This window comes from Cobetia amphilecti, from assembly GCF_032923285.1.
Lineage (GTDB): Bacteria > Pseudomonadota > Gammaproteobacteria > Pseudomonadales > Halomonadaceae > Cobetia > Cobetia amphilecti.
Genome location: NZ_CP136695.1, coordinates 872,768 through 892,713, shown reverse-complemented (window position 1 = coordinate 892,713; position 19,946 = coordinate 872,768). Strand labels below are relative to the sequence as shown.

At 64.7% G+C, this 19,946-nt stretch carries 14 protein-coding genes; 10 read left to right on the top strand and 4 right to left on the bottom strand.

Annotation, left to right across the window (positions count from 1 at the left end; translation table 11 throughout):
- The first annotated feature begins 104 nt into the window (after positions 1–104).
- The 10 genes from R1T44_RS03900 (at position 105) to fhuB (ending at position 14,572) form a co-directional block, all read left to right on the top strand.
- Positions 105–809, top strand: a complete 705-nt coding sequence (locus R1T44_RS03900) for a hypothetical protein (RefSeq protein WP_317292608.1) — start codon at positions 105–107, stop codon at positions 807–809.
- A 306-nt stretch (positions 810–1,115) separates the two neighbouring features.
- On the top strand, positions 1,116–3,254 hold the full coding sequence (locus tag R1T44_RS03895) for a TonB-dependent siderophore receptor (RefSeq protein ID WP_317292607.1): 2,139 nt from the start codon (positions 1,116–1,118) through the stop codon (positions 3,252–3,254).
- A gap of 156 nt (positions 3,255–3,410) precedes the next feature.
- A complete protein-coding gene (locus R1T44_RS03890; RefSeq protein WP_317292606.1) occupies positions 3,411–3,539 on the top strand; it encodes a hypothetical protein in 129 nt (42 codons plus the stop codon).
- Between the two features lie 153 nt (positions 3,540–3,692).
- The gene (locus tag R1T44_RS03885) at positions 3,693–5,327 is read left to right on the top strand and encodes a pyridoxal phosphate-dependent decarboxylase family protein (RefSeq protein ID WP_317292605.1); all 1,635 of its coding nucleotides are present in this window, start codon (positions 3,693–3,695) and stop codon (positions 5,325–5,327) included.
- Positions 5,320–6,936, top strand: coding sequence for a lysine N(6)-hydroxylase/L-ornithine N(5)-oxygenase family protein (locus tag R1T44_RS03880; protein WP_317292604.1), 1,617 nt, complete (start codon positions 5,320–5,322; stop codon positions 6,934–6,936). Before R1T44_RS03885 ends, R1T44_RS03880 begins: the two co-directional genes overlap by 8 nt.
- Positions 6,933–9,650 carry a GNAT family N-acetyltransferase gene (locus R1T44_RS03875; protein WP_317292603.1) on the top strand — a complete coding sequence of 906 codons (2,718 nt, stop codon included), beginning with the start codon at positions 6,933–6,935 and terminating at the stop codon, positions 9,648–9,650. Before R1T44_RS03880 ends, R1T44_RS03875 begins: the two co-directional genes overlap by 4 nt.
- 227 nt (positions 9,651–9,877) lie before the next feature.
- Positions 9,878–10,645: an RNA polymerase sigma factor gene (locus tag R1T44_RS03870; RefSeq protein ID WP_317292602.1), complete on the top strand. Its 768-nt coding sequence runs from the start codon at positions 9,878–9,880 to the stop codon at positions 10,643–10,645.
- 99 nt (positions 10,646–10,744) lie between these two features.
- Positions 10,745–11,512, top strand: coding sequence for an ABC transporter ATP-binding protein (locus R1T44_RS03865; protein WP_287020507.1), 768 nt, complete (start codon positions 10,745–10,747; stop codon positions 11,510–11,512).
- A gap of 8 nt (positions 11,513–11,520) precedes the next feature.
- The gene (locus tag R1T44_RS03860) at positions 11,521–12,465 is read left to right on the top strand and encodes an ABC transporter substrate-binding protein (RefSeq protein WP_317292601.1); all 945 of its coding nucleotides are present in this window, start codon (positions 11,521–11,523) and stop codon (positions 12,463–12,465) included.
- Positions 12,452–14,572, top strand: coding sequence for a Fe(3+)-hydroxamate ABC transporter permease FhuB (fhuB, locus tag R1T44_RS03855; protein WP_317292600.1), 2,121 nt, complete (start codon positions 12,452–12,454; stop codon positions 14,570–14,572). Before R1T44_RS03860 ends, fhuB begins: the two co-directional genes overlap by 14 nt.
- A 124-nt stretch (positions 14,573–14,696) precedes the next feature.
- Here fhuB and purU read toward each other — a convergent pair whose 3' ends face one another.
- The 4 genes from purU to R1T44_RS03835 all read right to left on the bottom strand — a co-directional run bounded on the left by purU (position 14,697) and on the right by R1T44_RS03835 (position 19,930).
- Complete coding sequence (gene purU / locus R1T44_RS03850) at positions 14,697–15,572, bottom strand: formyltetrahydrofolate deformylase (RefSeq protein WP_317292599.1); 876 nt, start codon at positions 15,570–15,572, stop codon at positions 14,697–14,699.
- A gap of 233 nt (positions 15,573–15,805) precedes the next feature.
- Positions 15,806–16,507 carry a sarcosine oxidase subunit gamma gene (locus tag R1T44_RS03845; RefSeq protein ID WP_317292598.1) on the bottom strand — a complete coding sequence of 234 codons (702 nt, stop codon included), beginning with the start codon at positions 16,505–16,507 and terminating at the stop codon, positions 15,806–15,808.
- Complete coding sequence (locus R1T44_RS03840; protein ID WP_317292597.1) at positions 16,500–19,607, bottom strand: sarcosine oxidase subunit alpha family protein; 3,108 nt, start codon at positions 19,605–19,607, stop codon at positions 16,500–16,502. Before R1T44_RS03840 ends, R1T44_RS03845 begins: the two co-directional genes overlap by 8 nt.
- Positions 19,604–19,930 carry a sarcosine oxidase subunit delta gene (locus R1T44_RS03835; protein WP_043333138.1) on the bottom strand — a complete coding sequence of 109 codons (327 nt, stop codon included), beginning with the start codon at positions 19,928–19,930 and terminating at the stop codon, positions 19,604–19,606. Before R1T44_RS03835 ends, R1T44_RS03840 begins: the two co-directional genes overlap by 4 nt.
- Positions 19,931–19,946: the final 16 nt, after the last annotated feature.

Here is a 19,946-nt window from a genome sequence, read left to right as displayed (position 1 = left end):
TGGAGCCGCCGCCTGTCCAATGTCCCATCTGCAGCATCGAATCTTTTCCAGGCGCTCATGGCGGGCCTCGCCCGATCAAGCCCCTGGCCATCAGGAGTCATGACATGTCATTGCCTTTCTCTCGCTGGACCCGCGCCCTGCGTCGCACGCTTGCGCGTCGCTCGACCGGTAAACCCGCCAGCCGCCTCACCGCCACAGCCGCCAAAAGCCGCTTCGGCGCCCCGATCAAGGCCGCGGCACTGGCCTTCGCCATGAGTGGCATCGGTGTGAGTCTGCCGACACAGGCCGCCTGGCAGCTGGTGCCCGACAGCAGCGGCGCCACCGCGACGCTGACCGCGCAGGGCAGCCAGGGCAATGTGGAGCACGTGCATCACCTCAATGGCCTGAGCGGCACCGTGGGAGATGACGGCAAGATGAGCATTCCCTTGAGCGTCGGCCAGACCGACCTGCTCGACAAGGTCGGCGAGCTGCCGCCGTGGCTATCCGGCGTCAGCCAGATGCGCCTGGCCACGCTGACCCTGAATCTTGACCCGCTGGCCATCGCGGCACTGGAACCCGGTCAGACGACGCGCATGCAGGTGCCCTTCTCGGCCACCGATGGCAACCGCACCCACCGCGAGACCCTGCCGCTGGAGGTCACCCGTCAGGATGCCACCCACCTGACCTTCATCAACGCCGACCCCATCTCACTGGACAGTGCAGAAGTCGCCAGGAATCAGGTCGGCAGCACCCTGCTCAACCTGCTGGGCTACGGCACGCTGGTAGGCGACATTCCCGTCACGCTGCAGGGCGAGATGGTCGACCAGTAACCTTCAGCACAGCGCGACGCCGCCAGTCGAGCGCGACCCAATCGCAAGCCTGCGCATCGCGTCATCAGAACCGCCCCACGGGGCGGTTTTTTTGTGTCGGTAGCAGCCGAGGATGAAGCCTGCGCCAGCCAGCGAGAGCGCGCATGACGGCGATGGTCAGCCCTCATGACACCACGACATAAGAGAATGATAAAAATAATTCTCATTCATGGTTCAGAAAGCTGTCATCTGAACGTCTACCCACAGGAGAGAACGACGAACAAGAATCATTCCTATATAAATCATTCCGGATGGAACACCGCGCTCATGAAAGACTCCGCCGCACATAAAGCCACTCGCTCCTTGCTGATGACCCTGCCCAGGCACCCTCTGGCACTGGCGATTGGCCTTGGCCTGCCCTTCGCCGGTCAGGCCATGGCGGCCGACCACCGTGAGTCTCAGGACGAGACCCTCGACACCATGACGGTGACCACCACAGCGGCTACCAAGACCGATACCAGCTATCTCGAGACCCCCCAGTCCGTCTCTACCATCACCCGTGAAGATATGGACAAGCGTGGCTCCAAGACAGTGCAGCGCGCAGCGGACTACACACCCGGAGCTTATACCAATCAGTTAGGGGCCTCGAATCGATATGATTACATCGTGCTGCGTGGCTTCTCCGATGGCAGTGTCAGCAATACCTTCCTGGACGGCCTGAAGTTGATGGGTGACTCGGGCTCCTACAGCTCGATGACCATCGACCCCTACTTCCTCGACAGTATCGAAATCGTCAAAGGGCCCTCTTCCGTACTCTACGGGCGCTCTTCTCCCGGTGGCTTGGTCGCCATGGAGTCCAAACGCCCAGAATTCCAGGATTCTGGGCAGATCCGCCTGACCGTCGGCAATAACAATCAGCGCGGCGCAGCCTTTGACCTGACCGGCCCGCTAGACGATGAACAGCGCATCGCCTATCGCCTCACGGGCCTCGCCAGCGCCGAAGACACCCAATTCGGCCCTGCGGAGCAGTCTCGTTATGCCTTCTCGCCACAGGTCACCATGGATGTCACGGATAGCACGACCGTCACGCTGATGGCTTACTTGCAGAAAGACCCCGAAGGTGGCTATCACTCCGGCCTACCCTATGAAGGGACAGTGAACAGCCGTAACGGCATCAAGCTCGGCAATAATTTCTATGAAGGTGATGACGATTACGACACCTTCGAACGTACCGAACGCATGCTCGGCTACGACTTCGAACACCGCTTCAGTGACAACCTGATAGCTCGCCAGAAGCTGCGCTACCTTAGCTCCGATGTAGAGCTCGAGCAGGTCTATGCCTACGGCTGGGCCTCGGATACAGAACTCAACCGCTATTACACAGGCGGTCGCGAGAGCTTGCATGCATGGACGGTGGACAATCAGCTGGAAAGCAAATTTTCAACTGGACCTATCGGCCACACTCTGTTGATCGGTGCCGACTACCAGGATCGCAGCAACGATACGACCTACGATTCGGGATCGGCCGACAGCCTGGACGTCACCAGTGGTAACAACAGCTCCAATCGTACGATTACCTACTCCTATGACGAAAAGCGAGAACTGGATCAGACTGGCGTCTATATACAAGACCAGCTGAGCATGGATCGCTGGAATCTGGCGCTCGGATTGCGTCAGGACTGGGTCAACATCGAGAACAACAACACCACAACTGACAGCAAAAGCGAGCTGGATGACACCCAGATGTCAGGCCGTGCTGGCTTGATGTATACCTTTGATAATGGAATAGCTCCGTATGTCAGCTATTCGACCTCATTCTCGCCAAACTCCTACGCCGACGAGAACGGCAACCTGCTGGATCCCACTGAAGGCAAGCAGATCGAAACCGGCTTGAAATTCCAGCCCCACGGCACCCGCGATCGCTATAGCATCTCTCTGTTCCGTATCAACCAAGAGAACGTAGCATCCAAGCGCCCTCAAGAGAGCTTCTATCGCCCTATTGGTGAAATACAGTCTCAGGGCGTAGAGCTCGAAGCACATACACAATTGACCGATAACTTCTCTCTGCAGGCCGGCTACAGCTACACCGATGTCACCTATGTGGAAGCCGCCGATGGCACAGAAGGTAATACAGCAAGCCAGATACCACGCCATCAGGCCAGCGTATGGGGCAACTATGTCTTCAAGGAAGGTCTTCTCGCAGGTCTCGACACCGGCCTTGGCGTGCGCTATTACGCAGATATCTACGCTGATGATGCCAATACGGCCAAGGTGCCAGACTACACGCTGGTAGATGCCACCATTGGCTATGACCTGAGTAGACTCGGCGCACAAGGAGTCAGCGCACGCCTCAACGTCAACAATCTACTCGACAAGGAATACGTAGCCTCCTGCTATAACAGCACTGATTTCTGCTACTACGGCGCAGAACGCAGCATCACGGCCAGCCTGACTTATGATTTCTGATTCCGACACGTCCGCAGTCCGTCGATTCTGAATCGACCCGCACGACCCGCCGGCGGCAAGGATGTCGCCGGCACCATCGCCCTGAATCACTCATCGTCTGATACCTCTGGCGTGTACCCCACATGACACCGAGATTGCCTGACACAGGGGCGCTCGGTGACGACTCACTCTCTGCCGATGCCCACGGCAGACGTGACTGACCACGCCGACCGCTTTGCCAATGGCTTGACCCACAGCTTCACCAACAGCTTCACCAACAACAACGACCGCAAACGCGGCACTTGATGAATGTCCTGACTGGTCCTCGCACCTGAGCCATCTGTCCCAGCTGGCTGCGAGTCTCTTCCAAGTCTTTATCTGCGAACATTCGCATAAGGTTATGTAATGCACAGCCTTCAAGATTCCGCCGCCACCTACGGCGCTGCCGCAGGATCCTCCGTGTCTGACGCCCAGACCGACGCCTGTGCGCGCTCACTGTCCAGCTCGCCGCGCGCCGCCTTGTTCTCGCCTGCCAACATGGATGCCTGGCAGACAGGCATGAACCGCATCAGCCAGCTGGTGGCTGAACAGCTCGACAGTGTCCAGCAGCCGTTCAGTGGCATCACCCCGGAGGCCCTGCGTCCGGCCTTTGCCGACCTCGATCTCGAGACGCCCCTCGAGAACCTCGAAGCCGGTCTGGAGGAGCTCAAGTCGCTCTACCTGAAGGATGCCGTCTACTTCCATCATCCCCGCTACATCGCGCACCTCAACTGCCCGGTCGTGCTGCCCGGTGTATGGGCCGAGAGCCTGCTGGGCGCGATCAATTCCTCACTCGACACCTGGGACCAGAGCGCCGGCGGCACCCTGATCGAGCAGCGCCTGATCGACTGGACCACCGAGCGCCTGGGCCTGGGCCCGACCGCCGATGGCATCTTCACCAGCGGCGGCACCCAATCCAATCTGATGGCACTGCTGCTGGCGCGTGACGCGGTCTGCGAGAAGCTGCCCAACCACCCCGGCAACCAGACCCACGGCCTGCCGCCGGAAGCCGGACGCCTGCGCGTCTTCGCCTCCGGCATCAGTCATTTCAGTCTGCAGAAGGCCTGTGCCCTGCTCGGTCTCGGCCACAATGCCGTCATCCCCGTCGCCGTGGATGAGCGCCGCCGCATGGACCCCGTGGCCCTGCGTGACGCCCTCGACAACGCCCGCGCCGAAGGCCTGATCCCGATGGCCGTGGTCGCCACTGCCGGTACCACCGACTTCGGCAGCATCGACCCGCTGCAGGCCATCGGTCGTGAATGCCACGCCCGCGGCATCTGGTTCCATGTCGATGGCGCCTATGGCGGCGGTCTGATCACCTCGCGCCGCCACGGTCACTGGCTCAAGGGCACCGAGATGGCGGACTCCGTCACCATCGATTACCACAAGACCTTCTTCCAGCCGGTCAGCTGCAGTGCCTGCGTGGTACGTGATCGCACCCAGCTGCGCCACGTCACCTATCACGCCGACTACCTCAACCCGGAGCTTCAGGCCCGCGAAGGCACGCCGGATCAGGTCAACAAGAGTCTGCAGACCACGCGCCGTTTCGACGCCCTGAAACTGTGGATGACACTGCGCCTGATGGGCGCCGATGCCCTCGGCGACATGCTCGATTGCGTGATCGATCTCACCCGCGAGGGCTACCAGCTGCTCGAGGCGGCGCCGGACATCGATGTCGTCCAGGCACCGGAGCTCAGCACCCTGGTATTCCGCTTCCATGACGCCAGTGAAGAGACCCTCAGCGCCGAGCAGTGGGACGCCTTGAACCGCGAGATCCGCAAGCGCCTGTCACGCAGCGGTGAGGCCATCGTCGCCGCCACCAAGGTCTCGGACCGTCAGTACCTGAAGTTCACCCTCCTGAACCCGGAAACGCGCCAGGAAGACCTGGCCGCCGTGGTCGAGTTGATCCGTCAGCACGGCCAGGCGCTGGTCAAGGCGCATCAGCTGGCCGTCAGCACCACCGCCCAACCGAACCATGGCGCACCACTGGCCGACATTCCGGCCGCCAGCCGTCGCAGTCACACCACAGAAGCCAAGGAAAGCCGTCATGCATGACACCTCGAACCCTCACGTCACAGACACTCTGGAAGCGCGCGATGATGTGCTGGATTTCGTTGCCATCGGCATCGGCCCCTTCAACCTCAGCCTTGCCTGCCTGAGCGAGCCGCTGGAAGACGTCCAGGGCGTCTTCCTCGAGCGCAAGGCCGAGTTCGACTGGCACCCGGGCATGCTGCTGGAAGATGCCAGCATGCAGACGCCCTTCATGGCGGACATGGTCTCGCTGGCCGACCCGACCAGCCACTTCAGCTTCCTCAACTATCTGAAGCTGCATGACAAGCTCTACAACTTCTACATCCGCGAAGACTTCTTCCTGCTGCGCCGCGAGTACAACCAGTACTGCCAGTGGGCGGCGCGCGAGCTGAGCTGCCTGCGCTTCGATCACGACGTCCAGGACATCCAGCATGTCGGCGACATCTATATCGTACGCGGCACTCGCCCCAGTACCGGCGAAGCCTTCGCCTATCGCGCACGCAAGCTGGTGCTGGGCACCGGCACCCAGCCCTACCTGCCGAAAGCCGCTGATACCGTGCGTGACGTGGTGCCGGTCGCGGGCAGCCGCGTGTGCCACAACGCCCACTATCTGGCGCGCAAGGAGGAGCTGACCTCCCAACCGGCCATCACCATCATCGGCTCCGGCCAGAGCGCCGCCGAGATCTATCTCGACCTGCTGCGCGAGATCGACCAGCACAGCTACCAGCTCAACTGGATCACGCGCTCGCCGCGCTTCTTCCCGCTGGAATACGGCAAGCTGACGCTGGAGATGACCTCACCGGATTACATAGATTACTTCCACGCCCTGCCGCGTGAGCAGCGCAACACCCTGCTGGCGACCCAGAAGGGCCTCTACAAGGGCATCAATCTCGAGCTGATCGACGAGATCTACGACACCCTCTACGCCAAGCAGCTGCAAGGCGTGGTGCCCACCACCCTGATGACCAATACCGAACTGACCTCGCTGAACAAACAAGAGACCGACGGCGACTTCACGCTGGGGCTCTATCAGCGCGAACAGCAGCAGGCCTGGCGTCATGACACCAGCGCCGTGGTGCTGGCCACGGGCTATCACTACGTGGCGCCGCCCTTCCTGCGCAGCATCGAGTCACGCATTCGTCGTGACGAGGAAGGCCGCTACGCCGTCGGTCGCTTCTACGCCGTCGACACGCAAAGCACCGCAGACGCCGACGGCCACGAGGGCGATCAATCACCGTTCGCCGGCGAGATCTTCGTCCAGAATGCCGAGCTGCATACCCACTCGCTGGCCGCGCCGGACCTGGGCATGGCCTGCTATCGCAACAGCTGCATCCTGCGCGCCATCACCGGTCGTGAGGTCTATACCATCGAGCGCCGCATCGCCTTCCAGAGCTTCGGCGCGCCCGGCTCTGAAAAGGGCTGTGGCAATGGCTTCACACCGCTGCCCGCCGCACACCTGCCCTACGGCGAGACGGATATTCACGCTGGCACCTCTTCTACCGGCCTATCCTCTGCCGGCACCGCCTCTACCGACAGCTCCTCTACCGACAGCTCCTCTGCCGGCACCGCCTCTGACACCCAGGCCGACACGACTCACACCGCTGCACCGCAACACCGGGAGACCACCGCATGAACATGCCAGTCGACATCACCAGCGCCGCAAGCGCCGAACAGTCCAGCAGCGCGGCAAGTTCTCACAGTGCAGCGACACCGTCACAGCAGCTGTTCGGGATGACCTCACTCGCCGCGCCCGCAACGATCAATCTGCTCAGCCCGGCACCGGGAACGCGCTTCACCCGCCGCGCGGTGGAGCTGGAGCAAGCCCAGGCTCGCCTGCGCAAGCCGCAGGACGACAGCACCAGCGAGCGCGCCGAATTCGCGCTGCGCCCGCTCGACCTTGCCGCCGACATGGCGATGGTGGATGAGTGGACCAGCGGCGAACGCGCCAGCTTCTGGGGCATGAGTGATGACCTCATCACCACCAAGTACGACTTCTACCAGGGCCTGGAAGACAGCCAGCACGCCCAGGGCTGGGTCGGTTTCTACAATGACCAGCCGGCCTTTCTGGTCGAGCTCTATGACCCGGCGCACGACCCGCTCGGCAAGCATTACAGTGTGCAGCCCGGCGACTTCGGCATGCACTTCCTCGTCGCGCCGCGTAGCGAGGACCAGGCCCCCATCAGCGGCTTCTCGCGGGCGGTGATCGAATCGATCATGGCGATGATCTTCGCCGGCCAGTTCCGCGATGAGCATGCCGATGAAGGGAAAGATGCAGTCCGTCCCGTGACCCGTGTGGTGGTGGAGCCGGACAGCCGCAATCGCGCCATTCATCCGCTGAATGCCGCGGTGGGCTTCGTCGATCATGGCCCGCTGGATCTCGACGGCAAGCCGGCGCGCCTGTGCTTCTGCACCCCGCAGGACTTCCGTGCCGCCCTGGCCACTCGCAGCCCGCGTCTGGACCGCGGCGTGACCGCCAACCCGGCCGCGGCCAGCCAACATCTCACCGGCCCGGACTGGCAGCAGGCCAATCGCCTGCTGGTGCGCAAGGCGCTGGCCGAGTTCAGCCACGAGCGTCTGATCCACCCGCAATGCGCCGATGACTGCGGCACCCGCACCGCCTGCCAGAGCCATGACAACTGGCATCACTTCCGCCTGCCGCTGGCGGCGCAGGTCAGCGACACGCCGCCGGTCAGCCGCCGCGCAGCGGAATATCGCTTCGTGGCGCGCCGTTTCCAGCTCGATCACTGGCTGATCGATGCCGCCTCCATCCAGCGCCTGGATGCCGACGGCAACTCCCTGCCGCTGGACGCGCGTGAGCTGATTCTGGAACTCAACGACGTGCTGGAGATTCCGCCACGTCTGCTGCCGGTCTATCTCGAGGAGGTCAGCGCCACGCTCGCCTCCAGCGCCTGGAAGATGCAGCGCGCCGTGCGCGAGAATCAGTCCGCCCGCGTGCTGGCAGGTGCCTCCTTCCAGACCCTGGAATCGGCGATGAGCGAAGGCCATCCGTGCTTCGTCGCCAACAATGGCCGCATGGGCTTCGATGCGCTGGACTATCGCGCCTACGCGCCGGAAGCCGCGCAGCCCTTCGCGCTGGTGTGGATCGCCGTGCATCGCGACAACGCCCATTACTCGGCCGTGGATGGTCTCGATCCGCGCCGCCTGCTCGAGGAAGAGCTGGGCGAAGCCGAGCTTGGCCGCCTGGAGCAGCAGCTGACCGAGAAGGGCCTTGCGCCCTCCGACTACCTGATGATGCCGGTGCATCCGTGGCAGTGGAGCCACAAGCTGGCGATCACCTTCGCCGCCGAGATCGCCAGTCAGCACATCGTCTGTCTCGGGCTGGGGGAGGACCGCTATCAGGCGCAGCAGTCGATCCGCACGCTCTACAACCGCAATCAGCCGAATCGCCGCTATGTGAAGGTCGCGCTGTCGATCCTCAACATGGGCTTCATGCGCGGCCTGTCGCCCTATTACATGCGTGCCACTCCGGTCATCAATCAGTGGCTGCAGGGCCTGATCGATTCGGACCCGTCCTTCGAGAAGTGGGGCTTCCGTCTGCTGCGTGAAGTCGCGGCCATCGGCTATCGCGATGATGTGCTGGAAGACGCGGACCCGGCAGCCGTCGGCTATCGAAAGATGCTGGCCAGCCTGTGGCGCGAGAGCCCGGAAGACGTCAAGGATGAAGGCGAGCGCCTGATGACCATGGCCGCGCTGCTGCATGTCGACAACGATGAGAAGGCCTTGCTGCCGGCGCTGATCGAGCGCTCCGGCATCGGCGCCGAAGCGTGGATCGACAAGTGGCTGACGGCTTACATGACGCCGCTGCTGCACTGCTACTTCAAGCACGACCTGGTGTTCATGCCGCACGGCGAGAACCTGATCATGCGTCTGCGCGATGGCGTGCCGTGCGGTGCGCTGATGAAGGACATCGCCGAGGAAGCGGCGCTGTTCGCCACCGAGGAGACCCGTGCACTCGAACTGCCGGCAGGGGTCGAGCGTCTGGTGGTCGAGGTGCCGGAACCGATCCGTATCCTGTCGCTGCTCACCGATGTCTTCGACTGCATCTTCCGCTTCGCGGTACCGCTGCTGGTGCGCGAGCAGGTGATGACGGAGGAGGCCTTCTGGTCTCGCGTCGCGGCCTGCATCCATGACTATCAGGACGCCCATCCGGAGATGGCCGACAAGTTCGCGCGTCATGATCTGTTCGCGCCGCGCTTCACGCTGTCGTGCCTCAACCGCCTGCAGCTGCGCAACAACCAGCAGATGGTCGATCTCACCGATCCGTCCGGCGCCCTGCAGCTCAAGGGCGAGCTGGATAACCCCATCGCGGCCTTCGCCCGCCGCTGAGCGGTGACACTTGGCGATCACCAGGTCGCGATGACCTGGTGATCGCCATGACCCGTCAGCCAAGACCAGCTAACTACGACCAGCTAACTACGAACAAGCAGCACCGGGACCGCCCTCGTCATGCACGGGGGCGGTCCTTGGCGCGCCTGACACTCAATCATTGATAATGATTCGTAACAACAATACCATTACCCTCCCATCACGACAGATCTCATTGCGAGCCGTGGATGTCCTCTCACGCCAAGCCCCCAGTTCGACCTCATCGCGACACGGATGAGCGAACGCCTGACGCACACGGGCCAGAAGCTGAAACGCCCGCTGAGCTGCAGGCTTGTGCTGCACAGCAATACCGCCACTCGCTGGACCAGCTGTTTGCCGAGCATCGTCACGAACTGACCGGCTTTCTCGTGCGCCAGCTGGGCTCGCATGAGCTGGCGGAAGACATCAGCCATGAGGTCTATCTGCGTCTGCGCCTGACCGGAGACTGGCCCTCCAACCCGCGCGCCTGGCTGTTTCGCATCGCTCGCAATCTGATCATCGATCATCACCGCCACCAGTCCCGCGCACCGGAATTCGAATCGGTGTCCGAGGGCGATGAGCGCGTGGCGGCCGCCCATCTGGACCCGGAGAGGAGCCTGGCGCGCCGCCAGAAGCTGCAGGTCGTCGATGCGGCACTCTCCGAGCTGGCGGGCCATTTTCGCCTCGCCCTGACCTGGTATCGCCTCGAGGGCCTGACCAAGCGCGAGATCGGCGAGCGACTCGGCGTGTCCGAGCGCATGGCAGGCCGCTACGTCACCCAGGCGCAGCAGCACTGCGAGATGCGGCTGGCCGCGGCGGGCTGTTATCGCAATGAAGTCAGCCGCGACTGTGCCGCCTGCCAGCAGGACACCGCGGATTCGCCGCCAGCCATGCGCCAAACGTCAGCCGCGCCCGGCAAGGCGCGACGACGAAGCCGGCGTGATGACAGCCCGACAGCAAGAGGCGATCAGCACTGATGGCCCCGCGGAGTACGGATGGGCGAACGTCTCCGCGTCATGTCGCCCAGAATGAATCGCCCTTAGCCTGACGCCCTGACCACGGATGACGATGCTTTCATGTTCACTCTCGACCACCTGCGCTTTGACCTCGGCGAGCGCTGCCTGCTCAAGACGCAGTCTCTCGATTTCGCCCCCGGCCAGGTGCATGGCCTGATCGGCCACAATGGCTCCGGCAAGTCGACACTGCTCAAGCTGCTGGCGCGTCAGAACACCCCGACCAGTGGCAAGCTGGCGCTGGATGATCGCCCGCTCTCGCAGTTCGGCAGTCGGGAATTCGCGCGGGCGGTGGCCTACCTGCCGCAGCACCTGCCGGCGGCCGAAGCGCTGACCGGCCGCGAGCTGGTCGCCTTCGGCCGTTATCCGTGGCACGGCCTGCTCGGCCGTCCCGGCCCCAAGGATGAAGAAGCCATCGAGCGCGCCATCGCGCTGACCCACACCGAAGCCTTCGCCGAACAGCAGGTCGACACCCTTTCCGGCGGCGAACGTCAGCGCGTGTGGCTGGCCATGCTGCTGGCCCAGGGCAGTCGCTATCTGCTGCTGGATGAACCGCTGGCGGCGCTGGATATCGCCCATCAGATCGAGGTGATGGAACTGGTCTCGCACCTGAGCCACACCCTCGGGCTGGGCATCATCATCGTGCTGCACGACATCAATCTGGCGGCGCGTTACTGCGATCGCCTGGTGGCGCTGCACGGCGGCCAGGTACTGGCCGAAGGCGCGCCCGACGAGATGATGAACCCCGCCACGCTCAAGGATATCTACGGCGTCGAGATGCAGGTGATCACCCCGCCGCAGAGCCAGCAGCAGATCGCGGTGCCGCTATGAAGTGGCTGTTGGCACTGATCAGTCTGAGCCTGCTGGCGGTGGGGGCCGCCAGCGCTGCCACGACGGACGATACAGCCCAGCCACCGGCCGGCTTCGTCGATCGCCCCATCGTGGCACTGGACTGGACCCTGGCCGAGACCCTGACCGGAATCGGAGTGCGCGCCATGGGCGTGGGCCAGGTCGCGACCTACGCGAGCTGGGTGAACCAACCGGCGCTGCCGCAGGGCACGCGGGATCTCGGCCTGCGCACCCAGCCGAACCTGGAGCAGCTGGCCGCTCTCGCCCCCGCCGACATCCTGATCAGCCCGATGCTGTCCAGCCTCGCGCCGCGCCTGTCGGCCATCGCGCCGGTCACCAGCATCGCCATCTATACCCCGGACGCCGACACCTGGCAGACACTGGTCAAGGCGACCCGCCAGCTGGGCAAGCTGACGCAGCGCGAGCCCCAGGCCGAACAGCTGATTCGCCTGAGCGCCGCTCGCCTGGCCGGTTACAACGCCGCGCTGCGCCAGCAGGCGGCACGCAAGGGCCAATCGCCCCTGCCGCTGTTGATGGTGCAATTCATGGATGACCGCCATGTGCGCATCTTCGGCGACAACAGCCTGTTCCAGGCCGTGATCGAGCGCATGGGCATCGACAACGCCTGGCAAGGGGACACCAACGCCTGGGGCTTCGCCACCGTCAGTCTCGAGAAGCTGGTGACGCTGAAGGGCCGCATGGTGGTGGTGGAACCGTTGCCGCCCGGCGGACACCAGGCACTGGCGCATAACGGTCTGTGGCAGGCCATGCCCGGCGTACGCGAGAACAGCCAGGCCTCGGCGCCGCTGTTCCTGCCGCCGGTCTGGAGCTTCGGCGCCCTGCCCTCGGCCAATCGTTTCGCCGCACTGCTCGCCAGCCATCTGATTGACGACGAGGCGACACTTGAGGGGGAGACCACCGATGGCAACCACTGAGCAGGCCATGAGCACTCGCCCCGCATCAGGCCGTCGCCCGCTGCACCTCACGCCGGGCCGGGCCTGCAGCCTGTTGGCCCTGGCCCTTGTGGTGCTCAGCAGCCTCGCGCTCAACCGTGAAGGCCTGAGCCTGATGCAGGGCCTGACCGCACTGTGGGCATCGCCCGACTTCAGCGCAGCGGCCAGTCTCGGCCAGGCAGACAGCGCGCTGCTCTCCGCGCAGCTGGTGGCCCATGTCAGCTGGTGGCCGCGTCTGGTCTGCGCGCTGCTGGCCGGTGGCGCGCTGGGCATGGCCGGCGTGCTGATGCAGCAGGTGCTGCGCAACCCGCTGGCCGCGCCCACTACCCTCGGCGTCGCCAGTGGCGCGAGTCTGGCGATGATGCTGGCGACGCTGTTCGCCCCGGCGCTGATGGCCGGCACGGGTCTTGGGGGAGACGGCTTCCAGCTGGGCCGTGAATGGGTCGCGCTGGCCGGTGGCCTGGCCGCCATGGGGCTGGTGTTCGCGCTGGCCTGGGCGCGAGGCATGTCGCCGACCGTGGTGGTGCTGGCAGGGCTGGTGGTCAATCTCTACATCGGCGCACTGGGCATGGTGCTGTTGCTGTTCAATCAGGAAGCCCTGCACGGCACCCTGGTATGGGGCGCAGGCTCGCTGGCTCAGAACAGCTGGGATGGCGTGATCACGCTGCTCACCCGCCTGCTGCCGGGCATGTTGCTGGCGCTGGTGCTGATGCGTCCGCTGGCGGTGCTGGACCTCGACGAGGCCAACGCCAGAAGCCTGGGCGTCTCGCTGCGCAAGCTGCGCCTGATGAGTCTGGGACTGGCGGTATTTCTGAGCGCCTGCGTGGTCAGCGTGCTGGGCATCATCGGCTTCATCGGCTTGGCCGCGCCGGCCTGCGTGCGTCTGATGGGCGCGCGCCGCCTGGGCCAGCGCCTGCTGTGGGCACCATTGTTCGGGGCGCTGCTGCTGGCGGTGACGGACCAGGTGGTCGCCAGTCTCGATGGCCTGCTGCCCAACCTGATTCCGACCGGCGCGATGACGGCGGCCCTCGGCGCGCCACTGCTGCTGTGGCTGATTCCGCGCCTCAAGATGGCGCAGGGGGCTGGCCCCGCCAGCCATCACGGCATGTCACTGACGCATCGTCATCCCCGCCCCGACCGCCTGCTCGGCTGGCTGCTGGCCGGGGTCTGCGTGGCCCTGATGCTGGCCCTGCTGGTCGGCAATGGCGCCGATGGCTGGACCCTGGGCAGTGACATGCTCCAACAGATGATGGCCGGCCAGACCAGCGTGCTGGACTTCCGCCTGCCACGGGTACTGGCGGCGGCAGGCGCCGGCGTGCTGCTGGCCCTGGCCGGTACCCTGTTGCAGCGCCTGACCAGCAACCCGATGGCCAGCCCCGAGATTCTCGGCATCAGCGGCGGCACCGCCATCGCCCTGATGCTGACGTTGCTGCTGGTCCCGTCACCGGGGCAACTGACCCTGCTGGGCGCAGGCATCTGCGGGGCGCTGGCCTGTCTGGCGCTGCTGGTGGTGCTCAATCATCGCAGTGGCTTCATTCCCGAACGCGTGCTGCTGTGCGGGGTGGCGATCACGGCGCTCTACGATGCGGTGCGCGGCATCATCCTTGCCGATGGTGACCCGCGCGGTCAGCAGATTCTGGCCTGGCTGTCCGGCTCCACCTATTACGTGGGTCTCTCCGCGGCGGTCGGCGTGCTCGCGCTGGCGATCATCGCGGTCCTGCTGGTGCGTCCGCTGGCGCGCTGGCTGGACATCCTGCCACTGGGCATGGCGAGCGCCAGTGCGCTGGGCATCGGCGTGACCCGCGCCCGCCTGGTGCTGCTGGGCGCGGTGGCGGTGCTGACCGCGCTGGCGACCCTGATCGTCGGCCCGCTGTCCTTCGTCGGCCTGCTGGCCCCGCATCTGGCGCGCCTGCTGGGGCTGAGCCGCGCCCGCGAGCACATGCTCGGCGCGGTACTGTGCGGCGCGCTGTTGATGGTGCTGGCCGACTGGCTGGGCCGCCAGCTGCTGTCGCCCTACGAGATTCCCGCCGGCCTGATGGCCTCGCTGATCGGCGGCAGCTACTTCCTGTGGAGCCTGCGCAGAAGCTGACACGCATACGCACATGCACAAACGACGAAGCCCGCCACCGAAAGGTCGCGGGCTTCATCGTTTATGGACGTTGTGGAGCTTATGTACTGCGTGAACAGAGTGAACTGACGGACGCAGCCCGGGCTCAGTTGCCGAACACCACCGTACGCTTGTCATGCAGGAAGACGCGACGCTCGAGGTGATAACGCACACCTCGCGACAGGGTCAGGCACTCGATATCACGGCCCTTGGCGATCAGGTCTTCGGGATAGTGGGCATGATCCACCGTCTCGACGCCCTGGGTGATGATCGGCCCTTCATCGAGATCATCATTGATGTAGTGCGCGGTGGCGCCGACCAGCTTGACGCCCTTCTCGTAGGCCTGGTGATAGGGGCGCGCACCCTTGAAGCCCGGCAGCAGCGAGTGGTGGATGTTGATCGCCCGCCCCGAGAGCTTCTCGCACATGTCGCTCGACAGCACCTGCATGTAGCGCGCCAGAATCACCAGCTCAGCCCCGGTGTCCTGCACGATCTGCCATACCCTGGCCTCCTGCTCGGCCTTGGTCTCGGCGGTGATCGGCAGGTGGTGATACGGCAGGCCATGCCACTCGGCCAGCGGTGCCATGTCCGGATGGTTGGAGATGACGGCGGTGATGTCCATCGGCAGCTGGCCGATGCGATGCCGATAGAGCAGGTCGTTCAGGCAGTGGTCCGAGCGCGAGACCATGATGACCACCTTCATGCGCTCATCCGGCGCACTCAGGCTGACGTCCATCTCGAAGTCGGCGGCACGCGTGTCCAGGCCCTGCTCGAAACTCGCGGCATCGAAGCCGTCATCGAGGGCACCGGCCTCGGTCTGCGGACGAAATTCGGCCCGGATGAAGAAGCGCCCCGACAGGCGGTCATCGAAGGAATTGAGCTCGGTGATGTAGCAGCCCTGCTCGCGCAGGTAGCGTGTCACGACGTCCACCGTGCCGATGCGGCTGGGACATTGGGCGGTCAGAATCCAGGTATCACGCATACGTAGGTGCCTGTCATGTAAGGATTATCTATTGTTGGAAGCAGCAACGTCAGGGTTGCATCCGAGGCCCTGCGCGACAAACCAATATTATTGAGGCGGGCTTCAGTATTTCTGAAGCCCGCCTCCTGGCCCGGGCAAGGCCCCTGGCAGCCGATTCAGGTCATTGCGCGCGCCTGTGACAGACCTCTCTCCAGACGCAGATCTCTTCAGACGCAGACCTCAGGCCTCAGACCTCAGGCCTTGATGCAGACCCCGAATTCCTCGCTGGCATCCAGCAGCCAGCGGCCGAGGTAATCGGCGAAGCTTCTGCGCACCACCAGCTCGAATTCGCTCTCGCTGACGCGGCGCAGCACCAGTGTCGCCTTGGCGAACACCGCCGGCACGCCACGTCCGACCGGGAAGGCACGCGGGTGCACATCAGTCGGCGTCGACTTCATCAGCACCTGACGCGCCTGGTCGCCACTCAGCGAGATGACAGTCTGGCCACCGCTGACGTTGACCACCTGATAGCGGCCGGCCAATGTCTCATGCAGCGCCTTCTCGACAGTGAAGGCTTCCTCGCCGGGCACCAGGATCAGCCACTCATCCGGTGACAGCCACTGGATCGAGCGGCCGTCCTCATTGTGGTGGAGGGTCGCCGGCGTCAACGGCAGCGCCAGACCCAGCGCCGCCTCGACACCCTCGGCGAAGCCCGGCTGCGCGGGGTCACCGCGCAGCGTCAGGTGACCGAGAAACGCCTTCTCCTGCAGCACGACGCCGGCATCGCCGTCATCGCGGGCCGTGAACAGATGCGCCAGCGGCGAGCGGGCGCACTGAGCGTGGACCTCGGGCGTCGGGCGCTGGTCGATCACCGACGTCTGAGAACTTGTCATGTCCTGCGGCTGCGCATCGACGGCAGCACCCGCTTGCGGGTCGAGTGTGGTGGCATCAGACATGCTGGCGCTCCCCTTTCTTGTCGTAGAACACCGGTGAGGTGATTTCGGCTTCCAGCGTCGTGCCATCGGCCTGCGGCAGGAACACCGTCTCGCCGATGCGCTTGGCACCGCCCTTGACCACCGCCAGCGCGAAGCCATGTCCCAGCGTCGGGCTGTAGTAGCTGGAGGTCACGTGGCCGACCATCGGCATCGGGATGGCGTGCTCGGGGTCGAAGACGATCTGCGAGCCTTCCGGCAGCACGATGCGCTCATCGCCGGCCTTCTTGCGCGTCGGAATCAGGCCGACCATCTGCTTGCGGTCATCGCGGCGGGTATCCGGACGCGACAGCGCACGCTTGCCGATCCAGGAATACGGCTTGTTGTAGCCGACACACCACTGCATGCCGAGATCTTCCGGGGTGATCGAGCCATCGGTGTCCTGACCGACGATGATGAAGCCCTTCTCGGCGCGCAGCACGTGCATGGTCTCGGTGCCGTAGGGCGTGAGGCCGTACTTCTTGCCGCACTCGAACAGACGCTTCCAGACATGCAGCCCGTAGTTGGCCGGCACGTTGAGCTCGTAGGACAGCTCGCCGGTGAAGGAGATGCGGAAGATGCGCCCGGGAATGTCGGCGATCAGCCCTTCACGCACTTCCATGAACTTGAAGCTGTCACGATCAAGGTCGATGTCGGTCAGCTCGCCGACCAGCGCACGCGCCTCGGGGCCGGTGACGGTCAGGGTCGCCCAGTGATCGGTGACGCTGGTCATCTGCACGTCCAGTTCCGGCCATTCGGTCTGGTGCCACAGCTCCAGCCATTCCAGGATCGAGGCCGCGCCACCGGTGGTGGTGGTCATCAGGAAGTGGTCTTCGGCCAGGCAGGTGGTGACACCGTCGTCCATCACCATGCCGTCGTCGTGACACATCAGGCCGTAGCGCGCCTTGCCGACGCCCAGCTTGGCCCAGGCGTTGGTGTAGATGCGGTTGAGGAATTCGCGCGCATCGCGACCGGTGATGTCGATCTTGCCCAGGGTCGAGGCGTCCAGCACGCCGACCTTCTCGCGCACCGCCAGACACTCGCGCTCCACCGCGGCATGCATGTCCTCACTGCCCTGCGGGTAGTACCAGGGGCGCTTCCACTGGCCGACATCCTCGAACCTGGCGCCCTGCGCTACGTGCCATTCGTGCATCGCGGTGTAGCGGATCGGGTCGAACAGCTCGCCGCAGTGACGGCCGACGATGGCGCCGAAGGTCACCGGCGTGTAGTTGGGGCGGAACACGGTGGTACCGGTGTCGGGGATGGTCTGCCCCAGACAGCGCGCGGCGACCGCCATGCCGTTGATGTTGCCCAGCTTGCCCTGGTCGGTGCCGAAGCCCATCGCGGTGTAGCGCTTGACGTGCTCGATGGACTCGAAGCCTTCGCGGGTGGCGAGCTCGATACCGGCGGCGGTGACGTCGTTCTGCAGATCGACGAACTGCTTGGGCGCGCGAGCGGTGGGCTTGTCATGCGGCACCTGATAGAGCGGCAGCATCGGCGTTTCCGCAAGTTTAGAGACCGCAGGCACCTCGGCCTGGGCGGTCTCGAACTCGCAGGCTTCCACCGCGGCGACACCGCTGGCGTAGGCCGCGACCAGCACATCTTCCAGCGCGAAGCTGCCATTGGCGGCGCCGCAGGCATCGAAGCCCTTGAGCATCGGGGCGCCCAGCGCGGGCAGGAAGCCGTGGATCTCGTCGCTCCATACCGGACGCGCACCGGTGTGCGCCGCCAGGTGAACCACCGGGCTGTAGCCGCCGGAGCTTGCGATGGTGTCGCAGGCGAGCTCTTCCACCGCCCCCGTCACGCTGAAGGCGTCGATATCGATGGCCGCGATGCGCGCGCCTGTCACGCGGCGTTCGCCCTTGGCCTCGATCACGGCAGCGCCGGCGATGATGCGGATGCCCGCGGCACGCGCCGCCTCGACCATCACGCCGGAAGGCGCCGGACGCGCATCGGCGATCGCGACCACTTCACGACCGGCTGCCGCCCAGGCAAGTGCCGCGCGATAGGCGTGGTCGTTGTTGACCGACAGCACCAGCTTGTCGCCGGCGGCGACGCCGTAACGGGTCAGATAGGTGGTGACGGCACCGGCCAGCAGGTTGCCCGGCACATCGTTGTGGCTGTAGACCAGCGGCCGCTCGTGGGCGCCGGTGGCCATGATGACGCGATGGGCGCGCACGCGGTGCAGGCGGGAACGTGCCTGCTGAGCGCCACGTGCATTGCGCGGTGCGAGGTCGGCCTGATGCTCGGTACGGCGCTCGTGCAGGGTCACGAAGTTGTGATCGTGATAGCCGTTGGCGGTGGTGCGCGGCAGCAGCTGCACATCCTCACAGGCTTCGAGTTCCGCCAGTACGGCGTCACGCCATTCGATGGCAGGCTTGCCGTCCAGGGTCTGATCGAGACAGTCCGCCGACATGGAGAGCAGCGAGCCACCCAGCTCTTCCTGCTCATCACACAGGATGACGCGCGCGCCGCTGCGAGCCGCGACCAGCGCTGCCATCAGGCCCGCCGGGCCGGAGCCGATCACCAGCACATCGGTGTGCTGATGCAGGTGATCATAGATGTCCGGATCCTCCTCGAGCGGAGAACGCCCGAGACCGGCGGCCTTGCGGATGTACTTCTCGTAGGTCATCCACAGTGAGGCCGGCGCCATGAAGGTCTTGTAGTAGAAGCCCGGCGGCATGAACTTGCCGCCCAGCTTGCCGACCTGCGGCAGGAAGCGGCTCATCAGGTCCTTCTGCGCCTTGACCCAGCCACTGACGGCGTGAGCTTCCAGGCCGTCGTAGAGCGCCTGCTGGGTAGCACGCACGTTGGGCACCTGGCCGGCTTCGGTGCTGCCCAGCTGCAGGATGGCATTGGGCTCTTCGGCACCGGCGGCGACCAGGCCGCGCGGACGCGCATACTTGAAGCTGGCGTTGAGCACGTCGAGGCCGTTGGCCATCAGTGCCGAGGCGAGGGTATCGCCTGCCAGGCCCTGATAGCGCTTGCCATTGAAGGTGAAGGTCAGCGGCGTGGCGCGGTCGATGCGTCCACCCGAGGCGAGACGACGCGGGGCAGCGGCGGTCTGGTTGTCTTGCTGGCTCATGCGCTCACCCCCTTGGCTTGCGTGGTCGGATCGGCTTTCGTCTCACCGGTGATGGTGGGCTGCTCGCCCATGCGATAGGTCTCGAGAATCTCGTAGGTCACGGTGTGGCGGGTGATGTTGAAATACTTGCGACAGCCCACGGCGTGAATCCACAGCTCGTGGTGGACGCCACGCGGGTTGTTGCGGAAGAACAGATAATCCCCCCACTCGGCATCGGAGCAGGCTTCGGGGTCCTTCGGGCGCTCGATATGCGCCTGGCCCTTGACGTGGAATTCCTCTTCCTCGCGCAGCTCGCCGCAGTAGGGACAGAAGATATGCATCATGGTCGGTCGTCTCCTG